Raw genomic sequence first — 16,258 nt, 5'->3', positions numbered from 1 at the left:
CACTAGGAGCGGGCTTGCCCCGCGATCTGGTTCAGAACCCTACACTGGCCTGCACATAGAAGGTGCGCGGTTCGCCCAGGTACAACCCCGCGTTGTTGTCGCTGGAACGGGTGTAGTACTGCTTGTCGAAGATGTTCTTCACCCCCGCCGCCAGCTTCAGGTTCGACAGTTCCTTGCCGAAGTCATAGCCGCCCCGCGTCGCCCAGGTGACATAACCCGGAATGTCGCCGTACTGACCATCGGCACTCGGTTCGGTGATGTAGTTGCCATTGAAGCTGCCATCGGCATTCATCCCGGTACCCGGAGCGCGCTGCTTGGATTGGGCGTAGGCGTCCAGGTTCCAGGTCCAGCGGTTGATTTCATAACGCAGCCCGGCGTTGACGACCTGGCGTGAATAGAACGGCAGGTCACGTCCCTTGAAGCCCGGAATCTCGCCCTCATAGGTGGCGCGGGTATAAGTGAACCCGGCATTGGCGCTCAGCCCCTGCAAGCGCGGATCGAGACCCGACAGGTCGTAGTGCATGGAGGCTTCAATACCCTGGTGCTTGGTAGCGCCCAGGTTGGTCCAGCCAATGTCGTTGCTGATGTATTGCAGCTCGTCATCAAAGTCGATGTAGAACGCCGTCAGCTCGCCACCCCAGGTGCCGTTGTTGTAACGGGTCCCCACTTCGTAGGTCTTGGCTTTTTCCGGTTCCAGGCCATTGGCGGTCTGGTCGCCTGTACCGCCCTGGCCCAGCTGGAAATACTGCAGGCTGCCGAACGAGGTTTCGTAGTTGGCGAACAGCTTCCACTCATCCGACAGGTGATACATCACGCTCAGCGCCGGCAGCGGTTCGTTGCTGGTGATGCTGCGGTTCTTCTCCTGCACAGGTACACCGTTGGCACCCAGTACCGGGCGATCGCGCCAGTCGGTGTTGATGTGCTCGAACCGGATGCCCGGGGTGATGGTCCAGTTGCCGACGTCGATCTTGTCATCGATGTAGTAGGCGCTGGCCTCGGTACCGCCGGTACGGTCCTGGAACACGTGGCCGTCTGAAGTCGGTGTCACGGTCGGCACGTTGTCGATCAGCGCCAGGCGGGTCGACTGCTCGTGCATCGCTTCTTTCAGGTAGCGATAGCCGACGCTGACTTCCTGGGTGGTCGGGCCGGCGAAGAAGATCCGCGACAGGCGCGGCTCGATAGCGAACACGTGGTAGGTGCGCGGGTAGGACGATAGGGTCTTCTGGTCGCGGGCGGCAATGGTGCTGCCACGGAAGCTGTCGGTGTAGTAGGTCTGGACCTCGAACTGGGTCACGTCGTCGATCTGGCGCAGGTACTTGAACGAGACGTCCTTGCGGCGGCCGCTGAAGTCGTCGTAGTCGCGGTCGGACTGGTACGGATCGTCATCGAACTGCACCTGGGTCAGGCCGCCGGGCATATCGGCCTTGGCGTCGTAGTAGTGAAAGTTCAGCCAGAACTCGTCACTGTCGGTGACCGCCCAATGGGTCTTGAGCAGCACGTCATCGATGTCGTTGCCGTTGTTGCTGCTGCGATAGCCGTTGCCGTTCACGCCGGAATACAACAGCGCCGCGCCCAGGCCGTTGTCTGCAGTGCCGCCGAGGAACGCCGACTCGATGTGCTTCCAGCCACCGTGACGGGAGGTTTCCATCGTAGTGGAAAGCTCGCCAGTGGCTTTTTCTGGAATCGCCCGGGTCACGAAGTTGATCACACCGCCCACGTTCTGCGGCCCGTAACGTACCGAGCCGGCCCCACGCACCACGTCGATGCTGTCGAGGTTGCCCGACGAAATCGGCGCCATCGACAGTTGCGGCTGACCGTAGGGGGCGAAGGCTGCCGGGATACCGTCGATGAGCACGGTGGAGCGTGGCGACAGGCGCGAGGTCAGGCCGCGCACACCGACGTTCAGGGCGATATCACTGCCGCCGGTGCCGTTGGAGTCCTGCACCTGCACGCCAGGAATGCCACGCAGCACATCACGCACGTTCATCGCACCCTGCTCGACCATCGCCTCGCGCCGCACCACGGTTCGGGCCCCCGGGTGGTTCTGCACCACAGTTTCGTCAGCATTGCCGAGCCAGTCACCGACCACCTTGACGTCGGTCGGGGCCAGTTCGAGGCTACCGGTGTTGAGGGTGCCTGCGCTTTGTACAGGCTTGAGCACCACGGTGCCCTGGGACATCTCGTAGGTCAGTCCGCTCCCTTGCAGCAAGGTTTCCAGGGCCTGCTCCGGTGCCAGATTGCCAGACACTGCCGGCGCCTGCTTGCCGGCCACCCGTTCCGGGCTGAAGAACAACTGCAGCGAGGTCTGCTGCCCCAACTGGCTCAGGGCCGACGCCAGCGGCTGGGCCTGGACCTGGATGCTGGTCACTGGCTGGTCGGCATAGCTACTGGCGATACCGCCGCTGACGGCCAGGGCCAGGGCCAGCGGCAACCAGCGGGAACGGGAGGCAGAACGCGGGGAAAACTTGTTGTTGTTCACGTCGTCGAGTAATCCTGAAGGTCCGGATAAGTGCCATCTGCATGCAAATGGAAATGCTTGGCAGTTGCAGTTGGCCAGGAAGACGAACAACTGGAAAAAAACCTGAATTTATTTTGCGATTATTTCGCTGGAGCCGTCGGCGAGGGTCTTGATGGCCACCGGCAGGATGCTCGGCAAGGCGCGCAGCAGGGCGTCGGTGTCGTCACTGCTGAAGGTGCTGCTCAGGCGCAGGGAAGCAACTTTGCCCGGCGCAACGCGCAGCGGCTGGGCCCGGTAACGGGACACCTCTTCGACCACTTCACTCAAGGGTGCATCGTTGAACACCAGCTTGCCCTTGCGCCAGGCCGTAAGCGCGGCAGCGTCCACGGCGTAAGGCTCGGCGACCTTGCCCTGGGCGTCGACCTGTGAACCGAGCCCGGCTGTCAGCAGCGCGTGACTGGCGTCGCGACCCTGGACCTTGACCGAGCCCTGCTCCACAGCCACACGGGTGCGGGTCGGGTCCAGGCGCACATCAAAGCGCGTACCGGTGACGGTCACCGTACCGTTGCCGGCGCTCACCACGAAAGGCCGATCGGTGTCGTGGGCGACGTTGAACATCACCTCGCCTGCCGTGAGTTCGATGCGCCGAACACCGGCGCTGAAATCGACCTTCAGTTCGGTGCGTCCGTTGAGTTCCAGTTCCGAACCGTCCGGCAGGCTCAACTGGCGGCGCTCGCCCAGGGCTGTGTGCAACTGGTCCTGGAAATTGAGCTGATGGTGCTGCCAGCCGAACCAGCCAAGCCCCACGGCAGCAACCGCGACACATGCGGCCAGCGCCTGATGGAGAAAACGCCGGCGCGGCATCGCGCGCACCGGATCAGCCTGGCACAACACCTCGAGACGCCCACGCGGAATCACGTCGGCGGCGCTCCAGAGCTTGGTGAGCTGATCGTATTCATATCGGTGCTGGGGGTGCTGCGCCAGCCAGGTCGCCAGTAGCGCCTGCTGGTCCTGGGCCAGTGCGCCGTCACAACTGCGGGCAAACCACTGCGCCGCCTGCTCGCGCACGGCCTCGATGCCACACGGGCACGCCTGCTGATTCATGAAAACATTCGCCTGATTCATCTCGTTGACACATCCAGGTGCTCACGCAGATGCCGGAGCGTGCGGATCATATACTTTTCGACCATGTTCTTGGTCAAGCCCATGCGGTCGGCGATCTCCGCCTGGGTCAGGCCTTCGAGCTTCTGCCAGACGAACACCCGACGGCAATTGAGCGGCAGTTGCGCCAGGGCGCGCTCCACGCTGTCGGCCAGCTCAATGGCATGCATATAGGCCTCCGGGTCGCCATGGGCGTCGGCGCCAGGCGCGAAGGTGTCCTGCTCCAGGGCCTGGCGCCGGTCTTCACGGCGGTAGCCATCGACGGCAATGTTGCGCGCTGTCTGGTGCAGGTAGGCGCGCGGCTGCTCGACCCCGGCCTGGTCATTTTCCAGCACCCGGACAAAGGCATCATGAGCCAGATCCTCGGCTTGCTGGCGATTGCGCAACTTGCGCGTCCAGGTGCCGATCAGTTCATGGTAGTGGTCGAGAAAGCCTTTGTGTCGCGACACGATGCGGGAGTTACGCCAGGCAATGGGGGAAGGCGCGAATAGTAATGTTTCTTATTAAGCGCAGCAATCGAAGATCTTGACCGCCGACGAAGTGTGAACGCGTAAAAATGAGTGAGGCTGGCGCATCTCGTTGCAGCTGTCAGGCCGAAAAAAAATATGAACGGCCGGGGATTTTCGACATCAAGCAGACAGGTGCCAAAATGCGTTTTTCCGAGGCCCTTTGGCGGCTAACTTCGTCGATCATGTGGCTCATGGACCCGTGAGCAGACTAACCACAAAATCCCCGCGCATACGGGTATTTTTAACGCTTTTGTCATCAAATTGAACATCTACTGTTTACCTGGGTCGGTAGCAAAGTGACTGGCCGAAACGCGGCGACAGACGTGTGCAAAATCGCGACATTTTTTGTTGATCTTGAGCCCCTCAGGTCCTAAAGTTCGCGCCGAACGTCCATGCTGGAAACGATCCATCCGGCTCAAGTACTGACGACGAGACAGCAAGGTCACCCGTAGCTCGCTTCAACAGGCACGGTTGACCTTTTTGCTTTCGGCGACATGCCTTGGGAAGTAGGCGAACCAAAGTGGGGATACGGAGGGCGTTCAGTTGCAGCCACTTATTTTTTCAGTTTGCCCATGGAGTCCCTAAGCATGTCGATTCAGGTCGAAGACTACTTCGCGCGCGATACCTTTCAAAAAATGAAAGCCTTCGCCGACAAGCAAGAAACCCCGTTCGTACTCATCGACACCCAGATGATCAGCCAGGCCTACGACGACCTGCGCGCGGGTTTTGAATTCGCCAAGGTCTACTACGCGGTCAAGGCCAACCCTGCCGTGGAGATCATCGACCTGCTCAAGGAAAAGGGCTCGAGCTTCGACATCGCCTCGATCTACGAACTGGACAAGGTCATGGACCGTGGTGTGAGCGCCGACCGCATCAGCTACGGCAACACCATCAAGAAATCCAAGGACATCCGCTACTTCTACGAGAAGGGCGTGCGCCTGTATGCCACCGACTCCGAAGCCGACCTGCGCAACATTGCCAAGGCCGCACCGGGTTCGAAAGTCTACGTGCGTATCCTCACCGAAGGCTCGACCACTGCCGACTGGCCACTGTCGCGCAAGTTCGGCTGCCAGACCGACATGGCCATGGACCTGCTGATCCTGGCCCGTGACCTGGGCCTGGTGCCTTACGGCATTTCCTTCCACGTTGGCTCCCAGCAGCGCGATATCAGCGTCTGGGACGCAGCCATCGCCAAGGTCAAGGTGATCTTCGAGCGCCTGAAAGAAGAAGACGGCATCGAACTCAAGCTGATCAACATGGGTGGGGGCTTCCCGGCCAACTACATCACCCGCACCAACAGCCTGGAAACCTACGCTGAAGAAATCATCCGCTTCCTCAAGGAAGACTTCGGTGACGACCTGCCGGAAATCATCCTTGAGCCGGGCCGCTCGCTGATCGCCAACGCCGGCATCCTGGTCAGTGAAGTGGTGCTGGTGGCGCGCAAGTCGCGCACCGCTGTCGAGCGCTGGGTCTACACCGACGTGGGCAAGTTCTCGGGCCTGATCGAAACCATGGACGAATCGATCAAGTTCCCGATCTGGACCGAGAAGAAAGGCGAGATGGAGGAAGTGGTGATTGCAGGCCCGACCTGCGACAGCGCCGACATCATGTACGAGCACTACAAATACGGCCTGCCGCTGAACCTGGCCATCGGTGACCGCCTGTACTGGCTGTCGACCGGTGCCTATACCACCAGCTACAGCGCCGTGGAATTCAATGGCTTCCCGCCGCTGAAAGCCTACTACCTGTAAGGGCTGTACCGGGCTGCCTTGCAGCCCGACGCGGGGCCAACGGTTACCTGAAGAAGGTTTCAGGTAACCGTTGGCCCCTCTTGCATTCAGGCGAGCGCTTCGAGCCGCGCCAGCCGCGCCCGGTAGTCCACTGCCAGGGCACGGATCTCGGGCTCTCCGGCCTGCTCCAGCGCCGGGCCCGCCACCCTCAGGAAATTCACGTTGCCGGCTGCCAGTGCCCGCTGCAGCCATGCCAGCGCGTCGTGCGTTCGCCCTTGTGCGGCCAGCACGCCGGCGTGACTGAACTGCCCGCGAAAATCCCCGGCTTCGGCCGAACGCTGGTACCAGCGCTGCGCACCCGCCACATCGAGCGGGCAATGCTGGCCTTCTTCCAGATAACGCCCCAGCAGGTTCATTGACTTGGCATGCCCCAGTTCGGCCGCCTGCCGATAACAGGCCAGCGCTGCCAGGTTGTCCCTGGCCACCCCGCGCCCGGTCGCCAGCAGGTTGGCGTAGTTGTACAGGCCCCAATCCAGACCAGCCTGGGCCGCCTGACGATAATGACGCGCAGCCTCGGCCTGGTCGACGCCTCCGCCCCAGCCATGCTCAAGGCAGCGCCCCAGCATGTTGGTGGCCATGGCACTGCCGCCATTGGCCGCGATGGCGAACCAGCGCCGCGCCAGGGCCGGGTCTTTTTCGATACCGCGTCCGTCCAGCAGGATCTGCCCCAGCAACACCTGGGCTTCAACGATCCCCTGCCCGGCTGCCGCCAGCAAGGCCTGCGCCGCCTTGGCGGGGCTGTGCTCGAGCATCTGGGCGAATTGGTCGCTGTCCAGTTCCTGGCGGTTGCGCAACTCGAACGGCATGACTCAGACCTCGACCCAGCGACGCAACAGGTTGTGGTAGGTGCCGGTGAGCTGGATCAACGCCGGATGATCGGGCATGTCAGTGCCGAGCTGCTGGATGGCATTGTCCATTTCGAACAGCAGGGCACGCTGGCTGTCCTCGCGCACCAGGCTCTGGGTCCAGAAGAACGCGGCATAGCGCTCGCCACGGGTGACGGGGTTGACCTTGTGCAGGCTGGTGCCCGGGTACAGCACCAGATCGCCTGCCGCCAGTTTGACCTGCTGCACGCCGTAGGTGTCCTGGATAACCAGTTCGCCGCCGTCATAGTCCTCGGGGTTGCTCAAGAACAGCGTCGACGACAAGTCGGTGCGCACCCGCTCGTGGCTGCCCCGAGGCTGGCGCAGCGCATTGTCGATGTGAAAGCCGAAGTTGCCGCCTTCTCGGTAGCAATTGATCAACGGCGGGAAGACCTTGTGCGGCAGCGCCGCCGACATGAACTGCGGGTGCTGCCACAGGCGCTCGATCAGGGCGGTGCCGACTTCCTTGGCCAGCGGGTGGCCTTCGGGCAATTGCAGGTTGTGCTTGGCCTTGGCCGACTGGTAGCCGGCGGTGATCTTACCGTCTGCCCATTCGGTCTGCTCCAGCGCCTCGCGGATACGCGTGACTTCCTCGGTAGTAAACAACCCGGAAATATGTAGCAGCATGGCGCAGGCACCTGAAGGCGGAAAAGACGTCAATGATATTGATTCCCATTGACTGACTACAAGCCCTTTCGGCAGCGGGGACGTTTCAGCACGTAGAAACAGTTAGATACAAATTGTAAAGATTGTAAATCCGGCGCAATTGGCAATGCTTCTCAATTGTTACTCATATTTGTTTACATTATATTTCGCGGCCTGAATTTCCTGGGGAAGGGGACTACCAATGCCGCGTCACTATGTGCCAACCGCTGTCAGTTCACCACGCTTGCTCGCCTCCGCCATTGGCGTGGCACTCACCGCCACTTCGGCCGCCCACATGGCCTACGCCGCCGAAGAAGCGCCCGCCAAGAACGGCGCCATCGCCCTGGACGCAACCAGCGTTACCGGTGAAGCGCAAGAGAGCACCGACTACAAGGTTGAACGCGCGTCGTCACAGAAGTACACCGCGCCACTGGTAGACACCCCTCGCTCGATCACCGTCATCCCGCAGCAAGTGCTCAAGGACACCGGCGCTGTTTCGTTGCAGGACGCCCTGCGTACTGTCCCTGGCGTCACGTTCGGCGCAGGCGAAGGCGGCAACCCTCAAGGTGACCGTCCGTTCATTCGTGGCTTCGATGCCCAAGGCGATACCTTCCTCGATGGCGTACGCGACACCGGCGCACAAACCCGCGAAATCTTCGCCGTAGAGTCCATCGAAGTCAGTAAAGGGCCAAACTCCGCAATGGGTGGTCGTGGTGCGGCAGGCGGTAGCCTCAACCTCGTGAGCAAAGCGCCGAAACAAGGCGACTTTCTCAACGGCGGCTTTACCTATGGCTCCGACCAGACCCGTCGCTACACCCTGGATGTCAACCGCCAGTTCCTCGACAGCGCCGCGTTCCGCCTGAACCTGATGAGTCATGAGCAGAACGTTGCCGGTCGTGATGCGATCAACTACGACCGTTGGGGTGTTGCCCCCTCGTTGACCTTCGGCTTGGGAACGCCAACCCGGGTCAACCTGAACTACTACCACATGGAAAGTAACGACTTGCCGGATTCGGGCATTCCATATGGCTACAAGCTGCCAGGCGCCAACGCTGCCCACGATCACGACAAGCCGACCGACGGCGGCGACAGCAGCAATTTCTATGGCCTGAAGGATCGCGACTTCCGCAAGACCCGTGCGGATATCAGCACCTTCTCCATCGAGCATGACCTCAATGACTCGATGACCATCAAGAACACCCTCCGCCACGGCAGCACCAGCCAGGACTACGTCCTGACCCAACCTGACGACAGCGCCCACAACGTCAGCCAGTTCGGTACCGTTTGGCGCCGTGCCAACTCCCGTATCAGCAACACCTCCACCACCACCAACCAGACCGATCTGTTTGGAGAGTTCCAGGCACTGGGTTTCAAACACAGCTACTCGACTGGTGTTGAATACAGCCGTGAAGACACAATGGTGAGCGGCTACACCGTCACGCCGAACAGCAAGCTGACCTGCAACCCTGGCACCGCACCGACGTGCACCTCGCTGTCCAATCCGAACCCGAACGATCCGTGGACCGGTTCGGTGGCGCGCAACTACGCCAGCGTGACCGACACCGAGTCCACCACCCGGGCAGCCTATGTCTTTGACACGATCGAACTCGACCCGCAGTGGCTGCTGAACCTGGGCACCCGTTATGACTCGTTCAAGACTGAGGCCGATAGCTCCACCACAGGCGAAGCCAGCAACAACTCGCACTTCTGGAGCTGGCAGGCTGGCCTGGTCTGGAAACCGGCCGACAACGGCAGTATCTATGCCTCCTTCGCCACATCGGCAACCCCACCCGGTGGCGTGACTGATGGCGTCGACAGCAACCCGAACACGCCAGGCAACAGCACTCTGGTCAGCGACCTGGAGCCGGAAACCACCAAGAACTACGAACTGGGCACCAAATGGGACCTGTTCCACGAGCGCCTGTCGTTGACCGCGGCGATCTTCCGCACTGAGAAAGAGAACACCCGCGTCCTGGTTGCCAACAACACCTATGAGAACTCAGGAACCACACGAGTGGACGGTATCGAACTGGGTGCCAGCGGCAAACTGACTGACAAGTGGCAAGTGTTTGCAGGCTACAGCTACCTCAAGAGCGAAGCCGTTGACCCGGGTGAAGCGGGTAACCGCAACGCCCAGCTGACCGGCGGCCCGAATCCGGCCAAAGGAAATGAGTTGCCGAACACACCGAAGAACAGCTTCACCCTGTGGTCGACCTACAACGTGACCGACAAGCTCACCCTGGGAGGCGGCGCCTTCTATGTCGACGATGTCTGGGGTGACCTGAACAACACGGTCTACGTACCGTCCTATGTACGCTACGACGCCATGGCCAGCTACAAGCTGACCAAAAACGTCGACCTGCAGCTCAACGTGCAGAACCTGACCGACGAAACCTACTACGACAAGGCCTACGGCGCGCACTTTGCCAACCAGGCTGCCGGGCGCACTGCCCTGCTGACCACCAGCGTTCACTTCTAAGCACGCTGATCGGCAAGCCCCGTTCACTTAGGTGATCGGGGCTTTCGTATATCAAGGCATAATGCGCGTCGCATTCGCATTTGCGACAAGACAAGGTGATTGATGTGGTGAAAAAATCCCTGTTCCAACTGCACTGGTTCTTCGGGATCACGGCAGGCCTGGTGCTGGCCCTGATGGGCATTACCGGGGCCATCTGGTCGTTTCAGGACGAACTGCTGCGCCTGGTCAATCCGGATGTACTCAAGGTCGAAGTACGCCAGGAAGGCGTACTGCCGCCGGCAGAGCTGGTGCGCAGGATCGAGAACGAGCAAGGGGACAAAGTCGCCATGCTCTGGGTCGATGTGCGCAACGACAACGCTGCGCGGGTGTTCTTTACCCCACCGCCCGGCGAACGTCGTGGCCTGATGCGCTACGCCGACCCTTACACAGGCAAGCTGCAAGGCGATGTCGCGGGCCAGGGTTTCTTCGACCTGATGCTGCGACTGCACCGTTTCCTGGCCATGGGCGACACCGGTCGGCAGATCACTGGCGCCTGTACGCTGATGCTGATTTTCTTCTGCCTCTCGGGCCTGTACCTTCGCTGGCCGCGCAAGGCGCTGAACTGGCGTACCTGGCTGACCCTGGACTGGGCCAAGAAAGGGCGCGCGTTCAACTGGGACCTGCATGCGGTGGCCGGTACCTGGTGCCTGCTGTTCTATCTATTGTTCGCCCTCACCGGCCTGTTCTGGTCGTACGAGTGGTACCGCGAGGGCCTGAACAAACTGCTGGCCGATCAACCTGCCGCAGGACAGCAGCACAAGCGTGGCGAAGGCCGCGGACGCCCTGGCGGCGCACCGGCCAAGGATGCCAAGCCGCTGGTGGTCGACTACGACGCGATCTGGACCAGCCTGCAAGCCGCTGCAGGGCCGGGCCTTGTGACCTACAACCTGCGCCTGCCGCCAGCCGGTGGGCAACCAGCAACGCTGTTCTACCTGCTCGACAGTGCCGAGCATGAACGTGCCTTCAACACCCTGACCCTTGACCCTGCCAACGGCCAGGTGAGCAAGCATGATCGCTACACCGACAAGTCGTTCAAGGCTCAATTGCTGGCCAGCGTCTACGCCCTGCACGTCGGCAGTTACTTCGGCCTGACCGGCCGAATCATTGTCACCATTGCCAGCCTGACCATGCCGCTGTTCTTCTTCACCGGCTGGCTGTTGTACCTCGACCGTCGGCGCAAGAAACGCCAGGTGCGGGCTGCGCGCAGCGGCCTGGTCGCCTCGAATGGCTCGGATAAAGGCTGGCTGGTTGGCTTCGCCAGCCAAAGTGGCTTTGCCGAACAACTGGCCTGGCAAAGCGCCGGCCAATTGCAGGCGGCCGGCTTGCCGGTGCAGGTGCGGCCGTTGGCCGAGCTGACTGAAAACGACCTCAACCGGGCTGAACGCGCGGTGTTCGTGGTCAGCACCTTCGGTGACGGCGAAGCGCCGGACAGCGCCCGCGGCTTCGAGCGCAAGGTGCTCGGGCAGCCCTGGGCCCTGGACAACCTCAACTACGCCCTGCTCGCCCTGGGCGATCGCCAGTACCCGCACTTCTGCGGCTTCGCCCGCCGCTTGCAGGCCTGGCTTGCCGAACGTGGCGCCACCAGCGCCTTCGCCTCGGTGGAAGTCGACAGCGCCGACCCGGCCGCCCTGCAGCAATGGCAACAGCACCTGGCCCAACTGACTGGCAGCAAGCCGCCAGCCACGTGGAAAGCCCCGGAGTTTGCCAACTGGACCCTGGTGAGCCGCGCGCTGATGAACCCGGGCAGCCAAGGCTCGGCTGTGTACCTGCTGGGGCTCAAGCCCGAGCAGCCAGAGCGCTGGGATGCGGGTGACCTGGTAGAGATCCTGCCACGCAACAGCCCTGACAGCCTGGACCTGTTCCTGCGCGGGCTGGGCCTGGACGGCAACGCGCCGGTCGAGGTCGAAGGGCTGCAGGAAACGCTGGTTCAGGCACTGGGCAGCCGTCAGTTGCCCAAAAACCGCGGGCACCTGGTCGGCCTGCATGCCCAGGCGCTGGTTGATGCGCTGATTCCACTGGCGGCACGGGAATACTCGATTGCCTCCATCGCCAGCGATGGCGTGCTGGAGCTGATCGTGCGCCAGGAATGTCATCCCGATGGCAGCCTGGGGCTTGGCTCCGGTTGGCTGACCGAGCATCTGGCGCTGGGCAACAGCGTCAGCCTGCGCCTGCGTCGCAACAGTGGCTTCCACCTGCCGGCGCCGACAACGCCGATGATCCTGATTGGCAATGGCACCGGTATTGCCGGGTTGCGCAGCCTGCTCAAGGGTCGGATTACGGCGAGCGAGCAACGCAACTGGCTGCTGTTTGGTGAGCGCAACCAGGCCCACGACTACTTGTGTGGCAACGAGCTGGGGCGTTGGTTGCGCAGTGGTGATCTGGCCCAACTGGACCTGGCGTTCTCACGGGATCAGGCGCACAAGGTGTATGTTCAGGACCGCTTGCGTGAGCAGGCCAGCGACTTGCGCCGCTGGCTCGATGAGGGTGCCTCGATCTACATCTGCGGCAGCCTGCAGGGCATGGCCAGTGGGGTGGACGAGGTGCTGAACGAAGTACTCGGGGCCGTGGAAGTGGAACGTTTGATCGAGCGTGGGCGATATCGGCGGGATGTGTATTGAAGCCTTCGCGGGGCAAGCCCGCTCCTACGGTGTGTAGGAGCGGGCTTGCCCCGCGAAACGCTCAATGCAGATCGAAAGTATCAGCATCCAGGTTGGCCGGGAACCGCGTGCGGTACGCAGCCAGGTCAGCGGCGCTCAGCACGGCCGTGAACACCCCATCCGCTTCCCCTGCACTGAGCAGGCTCTCCCCCTGGAAATCCAGCACCTGGCTGTCGCCGGTATAGGCAAAGCCCTTGCCGTCCGTGCCCACCCGGTTTACCGCCGCCACATAACACAGGTTTTCGATACCGCGCGCCGGCAGCAGACGATTCCAGTGCTGGCGACGGGCTGCAGGCCAGTTGGCGGTATACAGCAGCAAGTCGGTGTCTTGGGCATCACGGCTCCACACCGGGAAGCGCAGGTCGTAACAGATCAGCGGACGCACCCGCCAGCCCTTGATTTCAAACTGCACCTGGCGCTCGCCCGGGGTGTAATGCTTGTGCTCGCCGGCCATGCGGAACAGGTGCCGCTTGTCGTAGAACAGGATCTCGCCGTCAGGACGCGCCCACAGCAGGCGGTTGCGATGGCTGCCGTCGGCGGCCTGGATGATCACGCTGCCGGTGACCACCGCATCGAGCTTCTTGGCCTGGCTCTTGAGCCATTTGTAGGTCGGACCGTTTTCCGGTTCGGCCAGCGCCTCTGAATCCATGGAAAATCCGGTGGTGAACATCTCCGGCAGGATGATCAGGTCGGCACCACGAGCCTGCTCCAGCAAACTCTCGAAATGTTCGTAGTTGGCCAGGCGGTCCTGCCACGCCAGGGTTGTCTGCACCAGGGCCACTTTCAGGTTGGGCAGTTCACTCAGATCGCGCATAGCTTCTCCGCTGCCTGACGCAGCGTCTCCTCGCGTTTTGCAAAACACAGGCGCACAAGGCGCTGCTCGGGGATGGGTTGCTGGTAGAACACCGACACCGGGATAGTGGCGACACCGTGTTCACGGGTCAGCCACAGCGACATCTCGACGTCGTTCAGGTCCGGGCGAATGGCTGAATAGTCGACCAGCTGAAAATAGGTTCCGGCGGTACGGGTGAAGGTGAAGCGCGAAGGCTCCAGCAAGTCGCAGAACAGATCGCGCTTGGCCTGGTAGAACGCCGGCAACTCCTCGACATGCTCTGGGTGCGCGGCCATGAAGTCGGCCAACGCCCATTGCAACGGGGTCACGCCACAGAAGTTGACGTACTGGTGGACCTTGCGCAGCTCGGCGCTCAGGGCTGGCGGCGCTACCACATAGCCAGTCTTCCAGCCGGTAACGTGATAGGTCTTGCCGAACGAACTCACTACAAAGGCACGTTGGTACAGCGCCTCGATGGCCAGCACGCTGGCGTGCTGCACGCCGTCGAACACCAAGTGCTCGTACACCTCGTCGCTGATCAGGTAGATATCCCGATCGGAGATCAACAGCGCCAGCTTTTCCAGGTCGTCCCGGCTGATCAGCGCACCGCTGGGGTTGTGCGGCGAGTTGAGGATGATCATCCGCGTGCGCAGGCTCAGGGCGTCGGTGAGCTTCTGCCAATCGATCTTGAAGTCACCGTCGCTGAGCTGCACATGGATGCAGCGGCCACCGGCCAGTTCAACCGATGGCTCGTAGCTGTCGTAGCTGGGGTCGAAAACAATGACTTCGTCACCGGCGCGAATGACTGCATGGATGGCACAGAAGATCGCTTCGGTAGCACCGGGGGTGATAGTGATTTCATGGTCGGCATCGACACTCACGCCATAGCTGCGGGCGATCTTGGTCGCCACCTGCTGGCGCAGGGCAGGCAAGCCGGTCATCGGGCAATATTGATTGTGGCCGGCACTGATCGCCCGGCCTGCCGCATCGAGCAGGGCCTGGGGGCCGTTGAAATCGGGAAAACCCTGGGACAGGTTCAAGGCGCCGGTTTGCGCGGCGAGCTGGGACATGGTGGTAAAGATGGTCGTGCCGACGTTCGGCAACTTGCTGCTGATCATGGAGCCCTCTTTCCTGCAATCTTCCGGCTCGAGGCGGCGCGGTCAGAGACCGAGCATAGCGGATTGAGTGGTCAGGAAAAAGGTTGTAACAGTCGCAGGCCTTCCCGGCAGCCCATCGCTGGCAAGCCAGCTCCCACAGGTCGGTAAACATCAAACCTGTGGGAGCTGGCTTGCCAGCGAATGAGGCCCGAAAGCCAGGTCAGCGTTTGTCTTTACGCTTCTTCTCGGCTTTCTTGTGGTGCGACATCAAGCGACGCTTCTTGTTGACCTGGCGGTCGGTCAAGGTGTTCTTGTTGCCTTCGTACGGGTTGTCGCTGCCCTTGTACTCGATGCGGATCGGCGTACCGACCAGCTTGAGCACTCGGCGATAGGTGTTTTCCAGGTAACGCGAGTAGGACTTGGGTACCTTCTCGACCTGGTTGCCGTGAATCACGATGATCGGCGGGTTCGCCCCGCCCAGGTGGGCGTAGCGCAGCTTGATCCGGCGGCTGTTGACCATCGGTGGCTGGTGCTCGCTGACTGCGTCTTCGAGGATCTGCGTCAGGCGGCTGGTTGGCCAGCGGGTAACCGCCGACTTGAACGAGTTCTGAACCGACTGGTACAGGTTGCCCACGCCAGTGCCATGCAGCGCCGAGATGAAGTGAATGTCGGCGAAGTCTACGAAGAACAACCGGCGCTCAAGCTCGGTCTTCACGTAGTCGCGCTCGCTCGGCTGCATGCCGTCCCACTTGTTCAGGGCGATGACAATGGCGCGACCGGCTTCCAGGGCAAAGCCAAGCAGGTTCAAGTCATGGTCAACCACACCTTCGCGGGCGTCCATGACGAAGATCACCACGTTGGCGTCCTTGATCGCCTGCAGGGTTTTCACCACCGAGAACTTTTCGACTTCCTCGTGGATCTTGCCGCGCTTGCGCACACCAGCGGTGTCGATCAGCGTGTACTTCTCTTCGTTACGCTCGAAGGGAATGTAGATACTGTCGCGGGTAGTACCCGGCTGGTCATAGACGATCACCCGGTCTTCACCGAGCATGCGGTTGACCAGGGTCGACTTGCCAACGTTCGGGCGGCCGATGATGGCGATCTTGATGCCATCTTTCTCGCTCGGGCCAGGGATACGCACCGCTTCTTCGCCTTCGGCGACGTTGGTGTCGATCTCTTCCTCTTCCTTGTCGCGCGGGAACTCGCTCAACACCGCTTCAAGCAGGTTGTTGACGCCACGGCCCTGGGCACCGGCGACGCCAATGGCGTTGCCCATGCCCAGTGGCGAGAACTCGGCGATGGCCATCTGCGGATCGATGTTGTCGATCTTGTTGGCCACCAGGAACGAGCGCTTGTTGCGCTTGCGCAAGTGCTCGGAAATCATCTGGTCAGCGGCAGTCAGGCCGGCACGCGCGTCCACCAGGAACAGCACCACATCGGCTTCTTCGATGGCCAGCAGCGACTGCTCGGCCATTTTTTCGTCCATGCCGTGCTCGTCACCGGAAATACCACCGGTGTCGACCAGGATGTACGAACGGCCTTGCCAGCGCGCTTCACCGTACTGACGGTCACGGGTCAGCCCGGACAGGTCGCCGACGATAGCGTCGCGGGTCCTGGTCAGGCGGTTGAACATGGTGGATTTACCGACGTTCGGTCGGCCCACCAGGGCGATTACGGGAACCATGCGGCTCTCCACTTCATAAATTCAAAAAATACAAAGGCCGCTGC

11 protein-coding genes are annotated in these 16,258 nt (G+C 61.6%); 3 read left to right on the top strand and 8 right to left on the bottom strand.

Going from position 1 to position 16,258, the window contains the following annotated elements:
• Positions 1-31: 31 nt before the first annotated feature.
• From H621_RS0107495 to H621_RS0107485, 3 genes are all read right to left on the bottom strand, one after another.
• Positions 32-2,479 carry a TonB-dependent siderophore receptor gene (locus H621_RS0107495; RefSeq protein WP_028942784.1) on the bottom strand — a complete coding sequence of 816 codons (2,448 nt, stop codon included), beginning with the start codon at positions 2,477-2,479 and terminating at the stop codon, positions 32-34.
• 108 nt (positions 2,480-2,587) lie between these two features.
• Positions 2,588-3,562 (bottom strand): FecR family protein, encoded by a 975-nt coding sequence (locus tag H621_RS0107490; RefSeq protein ID WP_028942783.1) that lies wholly within the window; start codon positions 3,560-3,562, stop codon positions 2,588-2,590.
• Positions 3,563-3,579: 17 nt separating this feature from the next.
• On the bottom strand, positions 3,580-4,068 hold the full coding sequence (locus H621_RS0107485) for an RNA polymerase sigma factor (protein ID WP_028942782.1): 489 nt from the start codon (positions 4,066-4,068) through the stop codon (positions 3,580-3,582).
• Positions 4,069-4,715: 647 nt separating this feature from the next.
• On the opposite strand from H621_RS0107485, the gene H621_RS0107480 reads away from it, so the two are divergent.
• The gene (locus H621_RS0107480; RefSeq protein WP_027595561.1) at positions 4,716-5,879 is read left to right on the top strand and encodes a type III PLP-dependent enzyme; all 1,164 of its coding nucleotides are present in this window, start codon (positions 4,716-4,718) and stop codon (positions 5,877-5,879) included.
• Between the two features lie 86 nt (positions 5,880-5,965).
• Here H621_RS0107480 and H621_RS0107475 read toward each other — a convergent pair whose 3' ends face one another.
• Together H621_RS0107475 and H621_RS0107470 are read right to left on the bottom strand one after the other, a co-directional pair.
• Positions 5,966-6,724, bottom strand: coding sequence for a tetratricopeptide repeat protein (locus H621_RS0107475; RefSeq protein ID WP_028942781.1), 759 nt, complete (start codon positions 6,722-6,724; stop codon positions 5,966-5,968).
• A 3-nt stretch (positions 6,725-6,727) separates the two neighbouring features.
• Positions 6,728-7,408, bottom strand: coding sequence for a Fe2+-dependent dioxygenase (locus tag H621_RS0107470; protein WP_028942780.1), 681 nt, complete (start codon positions 7,406-7,408; stop codon positions 6,728-6,730).
• 220 nt (positions 7,409-7,628) lie between these two features.
• On the opposite strand from H621_RS0107470, the gene H621_RS0107465 reads away from it, so the two are divergent.
• Together H621_RS0107465 and H621_RS0107460 are read left to right on the top strand one after the other, a co-directional pair.
• Positions 7,629-9,905 carry a TonB-dependent receptor gene (locus H621_RS0107465; protein ID WP_028942779.1) on the top strand — a complete coding sequence of 759 codons (2,277 nt, stop codon included), beginning with the start codon at positions 7,629-7,631 and terminating at the stop codon, positions 9,903-9,905.
• Between the two features lie 104 nt (positions 9,906-10,009).
• Complete coding sequence (locus tag H621_RS0107460) at positions 10,010-12,562, top strand: PepSY domain-containing protein (RefSeq protein WP_028942778.1); 2,553 nt, start codon at positions 10,010-10,012, stop codon at positions 12,560-12,562.
• Positions 12,563-12,623: 61 nt separating this feature from the next.
• Here H621_RS0107460 and H621_RS0107455 read toward each other — a convergent pair whose 3' ends face one another.
• The 3 genes from H621_RS0107455 to der all read right to left on the bottom strand — a co-directional run bounded on the left by H621_RS0107455 (position 12,624) and on the right by der (position 16,214).
• Positions 12,624-13,415 (bottom strand): amidohydrolase, encoded by a 792-nt coding sequence (locus H621_RS0107455; protein ID WP_028942777.1) that lies wholly within the window; start codon positions 13,413-13,415, stop codon positions 12,624-12,626.
• Complete coding sequence (locus tag H621_RS0107450) at positions 13,403-14,551, bottom strand: pyridoxal phosphate-dependent aminotransferase (RefSeq protein ID WP_028942776.1); 1,149 nt, start codon at positions 14,549-14,551, stop codon at positions 13,403-13,405. The genes H621_RS0107455 and H621_RS0107450 overlap by 13 nt, the downstream gene beginning before the upstream one ends.
• 199 nt (positions 14,552-14,750) lie before the next feature.
• Positions 14,751-16,214, bottom strand: coding sequence for a ribosome biogenesis GTPase Der (der, locus tag H621_RS0107445; protein WP_028942775.1), 1,464 nt, complete (start codon positions 16,212-16,214; stop codon positions 14,751-14,753).
• Between the last annotated feature and the right edge of the window lie 44 nt (positions 16,215-16,258).

Origin of the sequence: Pseudomonas vranovensis DSM 16006 (genome assembly GCF_000425805.1) — a bacterium.
Taxonomy (GTDB): Bacteria; Pseudomonadota; Gammaproteobacteria; order Pseudomonadales; family Pseudomonadaceae; genus Aquipseudomonas; species Aquipseudomonas vranovensis.
The sequence above is the reverse complement of the archived record's forward strand: the minus strand, read 5'-3'. Positions and strand labels throughout refer to the sequence as shown.